The sequence below is a fragment of the Bradyrhizobium sp. PRIMUS42 genome (assembly GCF_023006515.1).
Classification (GTDB): domain Bacteria; phylum Pseudomonadota; class Alphaproteobacteria; order Rhizobiales; family Xanthobacteraceae; genus Bradyrhizobium.
The window spans coordinates 1-8,473 of sequence record NZ_JALBGZ010000240.1 but is presented as its reverse complement, the minus strand read 5'-3'; the positions used below and the strand labels follow the sequence as shown (position 1 = coordinate 8,473).

Annotated in this window: 10 protein-coding genes and 2 pseudogenes; 6 read left to right on the top strand and 6 right to left on the bottom strand. The window is 64.5% G+C overall.

Annotated elements, in window-relative coordinates; all coding sequences use genetic code 11:
• From MOV75_RS18810 to MOV75_RS18795, 4 genes and pseudogenes are all read right to left on the bottom strand, one after another.
• Positions 1-312: pseudogene (locus MOV75_RS18810) on the bottom strand (GGDEF domain-containing protein); the annotation flags it as partial.
• Positions 313-542: 230 nt separating this feature from the next.
• Entirely contained in the window at positions 543-1,022 is a 480-nt protein-coding gene (gene rpsI / locus MOV75_RS18805; RefSeq protein WP_008547917.1) for a 30S ribosomal protein S9, read from the bottom strand.
• Position 1,023: 1 nt separating this feature from the next.
• Positions 1,024-1,488 (bottom strand): 50S ribosomal protein L13, encoded by a 465-nt coding sequence (gene rplM, locus MOV75_RS18800; RefSeq protein WP_091965253.1) that lies wholly within the window; start codon positions 1,486-1,488, stop codon positions 1,024-1,026.
• A gap of 157 nt (positions 1,489-1,645) precedes the next feature.
• Positions 1,646-2,074 (bottom strand): PaaI family thioesterase, encoded by a 429-nt coding sequence (locus tag MOV75_RS18795; RefSeq protein WP_246928175.1) that lies wholly within the window; start codon positions 2,072-2,074, stop codon positions 1,646-1,648.
• 85 nt (positions 2,075-2,159) lie between these two features.
• Between MOV75_RS18795 and MOV75_RS18790 the strand changes: the two genes are divergently transcribed.
• The 4 genes from MOV75_RS18790 to MOV75_RS18775 all read left to right on the top strand — a co-directional run bounded on the left by MOV75_RS18790 (position 2,160) and on the right by MOV75_RS18775 (position 5,634).
• Positions 2,160-2,984 (top strand): enoyl-CoA hydratase, encoded by an 825-nt coding sequence (locus MOV75_RS18790; RefSeq protein ID WP_247006360.1) that lies wholly within the window; start codon positions 2,160-2,162, stop codon positions 2,982-2,984.
• 110 nt (positions 2,985-3,094) lie between these two features.
• Complete coding sequence (locus MOV75_RS18785) at positions 3,095-3,679, top strand: CoA-binding protein (RefSeq protein WP_246928180.1); 585 nt, start codon at positions 3,095-3,097, stop codon at positions 3,677-3,679.
• 138 nt (positions 3,680-3,817) lie between these two features.
• On the top strand, positions 3,818-5,098 hold the full coding sequence (locus MOV75_RS18780) for an O-acetylhomoserine aminocarboxypropyltransferase (RefSeq protein WP_246928182.1): 1,281 nt from the start codon (positions 3,818-3,820) through the stop codon (positions 5,096-5,098).
• Between the two features lie 191 nt (positions 5,099-5,289).
• Positions 5,290-5,634, top strand: a complete 345-nt coding sequence (locus tag MOV75_RS18775) for a hypothetical protein (protein ID WP_246928186.1) — start codon at positions 5,290-5,292, stop codon at positions 5,632-5,634.
• Positions 5,635-5,647: 13 nt separating this feature from the next.
• Here MOV75_RS18775 and MOV75_RS18770 read toward each other — a convergent pair whose 3' ends face one another.
• The gene (locus MOV75_RS18770; protein WP_247006358.1) at positions 5,648-6,730 is read right to left on the bottom strand and encodes a COX15/CtaA family protein; all 1,083 of its coding nucleotides are present in this window, start codon (positions 6,728-6,730) and stop codon (positions 5,648-5,650) included.
• Between the two features lie 96 nt (positions 6,731-6,826).
• On the opposite strand from MOV75_RS18770, the gene MOV75_RS18765 reads away from it, so the two are divergent.
• Positions 6,827-7,048, top strand: coding sequence for a DUF2842 domain-containing protein (locus MOV75_RS18765; RefSeq protein WP_246928193.1), 222 nt, complete (start codon positions 6,827-6,829; stop codon positions 7,046-7,048).
• 5 nt (positions 7,049-7,053) lie between these two features.
• Here the strand turns inward: MOV75_RS18765 and MOV75_RS18760 are convergent, their stop codons facing one another.
• Positions 7,054-8,094, bottom strand: a complete 1,041-nt coding sequence (locus MOV75_RS18760; protein ID WP_247006356.1) for a polysaccharide deacetylase family protein — start codon at positions 8,092-8,094, stop codon at positions 7,054-7,056.
• 131 nt (positions 8,095-8,225) lie between these two features.
• Between MOV75_RS18760 and MOV75_RS18755 the strand changes: the two are divergent.
• Positions 8,226-8,473, top strand: a pseudogene (locus MOV75_RS18755) (GNAT family N-acetyltransferase); the annotation flags it as partial.

Here is an 8,473-nt window from a genome sequence, read left to right as displayed (position 1 = left end):
GACCCAGGCGAGCGCGCCGAGCACGAGGCCGGGCCAGTTCGGCTTGCGGCCGTGGAAAACGCGCGCCGCATTCCACACCATGCCGCAGGCAACGAAGCCGACGGCATTTAACGCCAGATAGAGATGCGGGCCCATCCTGTCGCCGGCCGCGGTCCATAGCGCGACCGAGGCGGCACCGAGCAGATAGGCGGTGCCCCACCATTTCAGTGCAGGGCTGTCCTCCTGCCTGCCGAAAAACACCATCATGGCGCCGAGCAGTGCGGCAACCATGGTGGCGACCAAATAGAGCGTGATGCTATCGAGCGACATCATGTCGGCCCCCTCTAGAACATAGCAATTACGCGACCGGCCCCAGCCGATTTGCGCGCCCTTCCGAATGCGACGCTAGGTCCCGCGAGTTCCATTCAGGTTTTCGCGCGGACCCAAGTTTTCGGGAAACACGCCATCAATTTGCGTACAAACGAACAGCAAAAAGGGCGCTGAAATCAGCGCCCTTTTGCATCTCATTGAAGCCGCTTTCGCGGCGAATGCGATCGAAGCGATTAACGCTTCGAGAACTGGAAGGACCGGCGGGCCTTGGCCTTGCCGTACTTCTTGCGCTCGACCACGCGGGAGTCGCGGGTCAGGAAGCCGCCCTTCTTGAGCACGGAGCGCAGCTCCGGCTCGAAATAGGTCAGCGCCTTGGAGATGCCGTGACGGACCGCGCCGGCCTGGCCGGACAGGCCGCCGCCGGCGACGGTGCAGATCACGTCGTACTGGCCGGAACGCGCGGCCACGGAGAACGGCTGCTCGATCATCATGCGAAGCACGGGACGGGCGAAATAGACCTCGACCTCGCGCGAATTGACGGTGACCTTGCCGGCGCCCGGCTTGATCCACACGCGGGCGACAGCGTCCTTGCGCTTGCCGGTGGCATAGGCGCGGTTGAACTTGTCGACCTTCTTCTCGTGCTTGGGCGCGTCGGGCGCGGCCGCCGTCTTGAGCTGCGAGAGCTGGTCGAGCGACTGGATGGATTCGGCCATGTTATGCGGCCCTCGTGTTCTTGCGGTTCAACTTGGCGATGTCGATCTTCTCGGGAGTCTGAGCCTCGTGCGGATGATCGGCGCCGCCGTAGACACGCAGGTTGCCCATCTGCACGCGACCGAGCGGGCCACGGGGGATCATGCGTTCGACGGCCTTCTCGAGCACGCGCTCGGGATGCTTGCCCTCGAGGATCTGGCGCGCGGTGCGCTCCTTGATGTGGCCGACGTAACCGGTGTGCTTGTAATAGGTCTTCTGCTCGCGCTTGCGCCCCGTGAGGACCGCATGCTGCGCGTTGATGATGATGACGTTGTCGCCGCAATCAACGTGCGGGGTGTAGGTCGGGAGGTGCTTGCCGCGCAGGCGCATGGCGACGATGGTGGCGAGGCGGCCGACGACCAGACCCTTGGCGTCGATCAGCACCCACTTCTTCGTCACCTCAGCCGGCTTTGCCGAAAAGGTTTTCATGTCAGAGTTTCCGTGGACGGGGAGCATCGGCGCGAACACCGCACCGGACTGCGCGGTTTCTAGAGAAGAGACGCGCTACGGTCAATGCCCGAAGACGGAATTTAATGCTGCAATATCAGTAGCTTAAAAATATGGTGCGATATTACCTGCGAAAAGCTCAAACAGTTGGAATGGAATAGGTCGAGGTGACATGGGCAATCGGATCGGGTGACGTGCCCGACAAGAGGTTAACCTCCCCCACCGCCAGCCGTTTGCCGAGCTTGAGCAGCCGCGCCTCCGCCAGCACGTCCTGGCCGGGCTGGCCCTTGCGCAGGAAGTTGATGTTGAGATTGGTGGTCACGGCGAGCCCAATCGGCCCGATTGCGGATAGGAGCACCACGTACATGGCGAAATCGGCGAGCGCCATCAGCGTCGGGCCGGACACGGTTCCACCCGGCCGCAGCATCCTTTCGCTGTAGCGCTGGCGCAAAAGGCAGGTCTGGCCGTCCGCGCTTTCGATCGTGATGTCGTCGCCGCTGAACGCCTGGGGAAACTCGTGACGGAGAAACTGCTCGACTTCCGCCACGCTCATTTTTGCTAATGCCATGCTGTTCCCCACCCTCGCTTCACGTCCCCTGTTACATTAAGTTATCTGCGTCATCCAAATGCAATAATCCAACGGAAATGCTTCGATGTCCGGCCAGGCCGCCCGCGCCCCCTCCCCGCAACCGCCGATCCTGCTGCGCGAGACCGCAGGCCCCATCGCAGTCCTGACCCTCAACCGACCGGCCGCACGCAACAGCCTGTCGGAAGCGATGATCGCCAGCCTGCATGCCGAGCTCAACGAGATCCGCGACGACAAGGCGGTCCGCGGCGTCGTGATCGCGGCCAACGGTCCCGCCTTCTCCGCCGGCCACGACATGAAGGAGCTCACCGCCCGCCGCACCGACCCCGATCGCGGCCGTGCCTTCTTCGCCGAGATGATGACCGCCTGCAGCGCGATGATGCAGGCGATCGTGCACCTGCCAAAGCCCGTGGTTGCTGCCGTCCAGGGCATTGCGACCGCGGCCGGCTGCCAGCTCGTGGCGAGCTGCGATCTCGCCATTGCCTCGGACGCGGCGAGCTTCGCCACCCCCGGAGTCGACATCGGCTTGTTCTGTTCGACCCCGATGGTGGCGCTGTCGCGCAACGTGCCGCGCAAGCAGGCGATGGAGATGCTGCTGACCGGCGAGCCGATCCCGGCCGTGCGCGCCCGTGAGATCGGACTCATCAACCGCGTGGTCGCGGCCGGGACCGAGCGCGATGCCGCGATCGCGCTGGCGGAGCAGGTCGCGCTGAAATCCGCCTACACCGTCAAGCTCGGCAAGGAAGCGTTCTATCGCCAGGCCGAGATGAGCCTTGCGGATGCCTATCGCTATGCGGCCGAGGTGATGACGGAGAACATGATGGCGCGAGATGCCGAGGAAGGCATCGGCGCATTCATCGAGAAGCGCACGCCGAATTGGCGGGACGAGTGACATTCGTCATTGCGAGCGAAGCGAAGCAATCCAGAATACCTCCGCGGTGACAGCCTGGATTGCTTCGTCGCTTCGCTCCTCGAAATGACAAGGAAGAAAAAGAACCACAAATGAACCACGACGCCTATCCCGACAATTACATCCGCGGCATCCTCAACAGCGTGAAGTCGATCGCGATGGTCGGCGCCTCGCCGGTCAATGTGCGGCCGAGCTATTTTGCGTTCAAATATCTGGCGCAGCGCGGCTACGACATGATCCCTGTCAACCCCGGCCATGTCGGCAAGGAGCTGCTCGGAAAGCCCTTCGTCGCCTCGCTCTCCGACATCGGCCGCCCCATCGACATGATCGACATCTTTCGCAATTCCAGCCACATCATGCCTGTCGTCGAAGAGGCGCTCACGCTCGATCCGCTGCCGAAGGTGATCTGGATGCAGCTCGGCGCGCGTGATGACGCGGCGGCGCTGAAGGCAGAATCGGTTGGCATCAAGGTGGTGATGAACCGCTGCCCCAAGATCGAATATGGCCGCTTGTCGTCCGAGATTTCCTGGATGGGCGTGAACTCGCGCACCCTCAGTTCCAAGCGCCCGCCGGCGCCGACGCAAGGTATGCGCTTATCCCTCAATCGGATGAGCGTCGGCGGCGGCGATACTGCCGCCTCCGATCGCGCCGCCAAAAACAAGACCGAGCAAAGCTGACCCGATCGCGAAGGATTCCTTTCGCGATCGCGACAATGCGTAGCACGATCATGCCGACGTGAAGCGGTGCCTTGACGGCGAGCGCGGCGCCCATCAGCATGCCGCGCGATTTCAGACCAAGAGAACAGGACGCCCTCAATGAGCGATCGCCTTCCGGGATTTTCGACCCTCGCCGTGCATGCCGGTGCACAGCCCGATCCGACGACCGGTGCGCGGGCGACTCCGATTTATCAAACGACCTCGTTCGTCTTCAACGACGCGGATCACGCCGCCTCGCTGTTCGGCTTGCAGGCGTTCGGCAACATCTATACCCGCATCGGCAATCCCACCAACGCGGTGCTGGAAGAGCGCGTAGCCGCGCTCGAAGGCGGCACGGCGGCGCTTGCGGTGGCCTCGGGCCATGCCGCGCAGGTCGTTGTTTTGCAGCAATTGCTGCAGCCCGGCGACGAGTTCATCGCCGCACGAAAACTCTATGGCGGCTCGATCAACCAGTTCACGCACGCGTTCAAGAGCTTTGGCTGGAACGTGGTGTGGGCCGATCCCGATGACATCGCCAGCTTCGAGCGCGCGGTGACGCCGCGCACCAAGGCGATCTTCATCGAGTCCATCGCCAATCCCGCCGGCAGCATCACCGACATCGAGGCGATCTCGACGGTGGCGCGAAAGGCGGGCGTGCCGCTGATCGTCGACAACACGCTGGCCTCGCCCTATCTGATCCGCCCGATCGACCACGGCGCCGACATCGTCGTGCACTCGCTGACGAAATTCCTGGGCGGTCACGGCAATTCGCTCGGCGGCATCATCGTCGATGCCGGCACCTTCGACTGGTCCACCGGCGGCAAATACCCGATGCTGTCGGAGCCGCGGCCCGAATATCACGGCATCCGCCTGCAGGAGACCTTTGGCAATTTCGCCTTCGCGATCGCCTGCCGCGTGCTCGGCCTGCGCGACCTCGGGCCGGCGCTGTCGCCGTTCAACGCCTTCATGATCCTGACCGGCATCGAGACGCTGCCGCTGCGCATGCAGAAGCACTGCGACAATGCGAAAGCGGTCGCCGAATTTCTCGCGGGCCATCCTGCGGTGGCCTCGGTGAGCTATGCGGGCCTTCCAACCGACAAGTACAACCAGCTCGCCCGCAAATACGCGCCGAAGGGCGCGGGCGCCGTGTTCACCTTCAGCCTGAAGGGCGGCTATGACGCTGGCGTCAATTTGGTGTCGAAGCTGCAGCTGTTCTCGCACCTCGCCAACGTCGGCGACACCCGCTCTCTCGTGATCCATCCTGCCTCGACGACGCACAGCCAGCTCGACGACGCGGCGAAGGTGAAGTCCGGCGCCGGCCCAGACGTGGTGCGGCTCTCGATCGGCATCGAGGACAAGGAAGATCTGATCGCCGACCTGGAACAGGCGCTGGGGGCGTAGCTTCCTGTCGTTCCGGGCGGTGCGCAGCACCGAACCCGGAACCTCGACGTCGCATCATAAGCTCTGGATTCCGGGTTCGGTGCTGCGCACCGCCCCGGAATGACATCGGCGGCCGCCGCCAGTTAACAGTCATTAACCATATCTGCCGCATACATCATCGTTGGATCGCCCCTTCTGATTCGGAGCCGACGATGTTGCGCTGGATGGTGCCTGCCCTTGCGGCAATGCTGACGGTCTCGGCCGCCGTCGCCGCCGACTTGCCGGCCACGCCGAAACGGCGGGCCGCCGCTCCGCCGCAGGACCCGCCGAAGGTCTATGTCGAAACTGATCCGGATGCGCTGATCTCGCCGGCCTATGGCATCGGCAGCTACATTCGCAACCTGCCGGGCACACCGCTGCTGCCGGGCTCCCACACGCTGCCGGGCTATTACGGCCGCCCATGGGACTACGACTATCAGGGCGCGTATTACGGCGGGAAGCAGGTCGATTATTTCTGGCGGCTGCCCTACTCGTGCGGCGTCTACGGCTATTGCTGATCAGTCGCGCTGATCAGCCGGCCTGACCGACCGGAACCGCGCGTGGCTGCGCGTGCGTCTGCTGGCGCGAAGCGAGCCGTTCCACCTGCACCACCGCAAGCGTCAGCACTGCGATCGCAACCGCCTGGTGCGAAAGCGCGAGATCGATCGGCACCTGATTCAGCAGCGTGAGGATGCCGAGCACCGCCTGCAAGCTCACCGCCGCGAGCAGCCACAGCGCCCCGCCAGCCGCAGAACCCGCGCGCGAGCGCATCGCGTCGATCGCGTGCAATGCCGCCAGCACGAACAGCGCATAGGCGGTCATGCGGTGCTCGAACTGCACCGTCAGGACGTTGTCGAACATGTTGCGCCACCACGGCGTCTCGAACCAGAGCCGCTCCGCCGAGGGAATGAACGCGCCGTCGATCTGCGGCCAGGTGTTGTAGGCACGCCCTGCGCGCAAGCCCGCGACCAGCGCACCGAAATAGATCTGCACGAACGTGAGGACGAGCAGCAGAGCGCTCGTGAACCGCAGCCGCGCCGGCGCTGCGATACGCGGCCGCTTCTTGAGCCGCCGCACCGTCCAGACGATTCCGGCGAAGATCAGCAGCGCGAGCAGCAGATGCGTCGCCAGCCGATATTGCGACACCTCGACCCGTTCCGTCAGGCCCGAGGCGACCATCCACCAGCCGACCGCACCCTGGAGACCGCCGAGCGCGAACAGCAGCCACAGTCGGCGCTTCAATTCGCCGGACAGGCCGCCACGCCACAGGAAGAACAGGAACGGCAGGAGATAGGCGACGCCGATGAAACGGCCGAGCAACCGGTGGCTCCACTCCCACCAGAAGATCTGCTTGAACTCGGACAGGCTCATGCCGGCGTTGAGCTCGCGATATTGCGGGATCTTCTTGTAGGCCTCGAACGCCTCGGTCCACTGCGCCTCCGACAGCGGCGGAACACTGCCCGTGACCGGCTTCCATTCGACGATCGAGAGGCCGGATTCCGTCAGCCGCGTCGCGCCGCCGACCAGCACCATCAGCGCAATCAAAGCGGCTACCGAAATCAGCCACCAGCGCACGGCGCGATGCGGGTTGGTTGGAACGGAATTCGTCGTCATTTCAGGGGTTAAAACCAGGGCTTGAACCGGATTGCGTGCCCCTTATAGTCCCTCGCTCCCGCAGCGCAAGTTACGCGAAGGCAGCAAGCTCCCGCCATGACGATCCGTACCCGCAAGTTCCTCGGCGCCATCCTGCTCCTGGTGCTGGCCACGGTCTGGGCCCTGCTCGGCATGGCCGCGGCGCAGATGCCGTGGATTGCCGAGTCCGGCTGGCGGCAGGCGATCTACTACGTCGTTGTCGGCATGGGCTGGGTGCTGCCGGCGATGCCGATCGTGAGCTGGATGCAGCGTCCCGACCGCGCCAAATCCAATTCGTAGCGGCTCTAGTTCGCAGCGCCGCCGGTCGGTTTCACCGGCGCAAAGGCGACGCCTGACACCAGCACACGCAACATGCGCAGCGAGCGCACACGGCCGTCCCAGGCGATCCGCGGCAGCGCGCGCAGATTGGTCCGCCCCTCCGCATCCACGATACCCGCGATCGTCGACACCGCGCTAACAAAGCCGGCCTCCTCCGCCATGACGACATGGCTACGCCGGAACGAGGTGCGATCCCCGAACGGAAAGGCAAGATGGCGGATCTCGCGCCTGAACGCCGCTTCGGCGACCGCCTTGCCCATCGTCATCTCGCGCAGCGCGGCTGCGTCCTTCATGTTGGTGAGGACTGGATAGTTCACGGTCGCGCTGCCGATCGTGACGAGCGGGTCGGCCGCCAGCTTCGCCAGATCCTCCCAATCCATCGACGCCTCGCGCGAGAGCGCGGCGAGGTCGATCCGGTAGCGCGCGCAGAGGTCGGCGATCGCCGCCGACAGATCCGCCGGCGACAGCGAGCGCAGCCAACTTTCGAGATGCGAAAACAGCGCCTGCTTCTCGGTGCGATCAGTGACGACGAAGCGCTGTTCCCTCTCCCCCATCATCAGGCTGATGCGGCTCTCGCGCGCGATCAACTGTTCGAGCCCGAGCCACCAGGCCTGTCCGACGCCGTCGGGAAAGGCGGTGGGCACGTAGACCGTGAAGGGCACGGCGTGGTGCGCCAGCACCGGATAGCCGAAGTCGATCAGGTCCTTGTTGGCGCCGTCAAAGGTGAGCGCCACGAAGCGCCGCTGCTCCGGCAGCGTCACCGCGCGCCGACAGACTTCATCCATGCCGAGAAAATCGTATTTCCAACGCTTGAGCGCGCGAATGGCGCGGTCGAGAAACTGCGGCGTGATCTCGTGCGAGCGCATTGGCTGAAATCCGCCGCGCCGCGGCCGCACCCGCTCAAAGCGCAGGATGGCGCCGCTACCTCGACGGCCTAGCGCGGCCCGGCCGGTCAACCAGGCCAGCTCGAGGCGCAGCCGTTCCAGCCATCTGTCGTCGGATGCCAATATCCCACCCTTCGCGCCCTTAGGGCGCCTGTTCCCGTTCCCATTGTCCTTACCCTTTGTTGACATTTCTTTGCAAAGGTCGGCCACAGGCCGATTGACGTCTATTTCTGATTTCTCGACAGGTTTCGCGGATGACCATGGCTGCGGCGATGCAAAGCCGGACGGCAGAAGCGCCGGCGCGGTCGGAAGCGAGCCGTATTGCGCATGTCGATATCGTCACCGATCTCGACGCCGCCGAGGCCGTCTGGCGCGGCTTCGAGGAGCCCGGCCATCTCTTCACGCCCTATCAGCGGTTCGACCTGCTGGGCCCCTGGCAACGACTGGTCGGCGAGCGCGAGGGCGCGCGCCCCTTCGTGGTGATCGCCCGCGACGCCGAGCA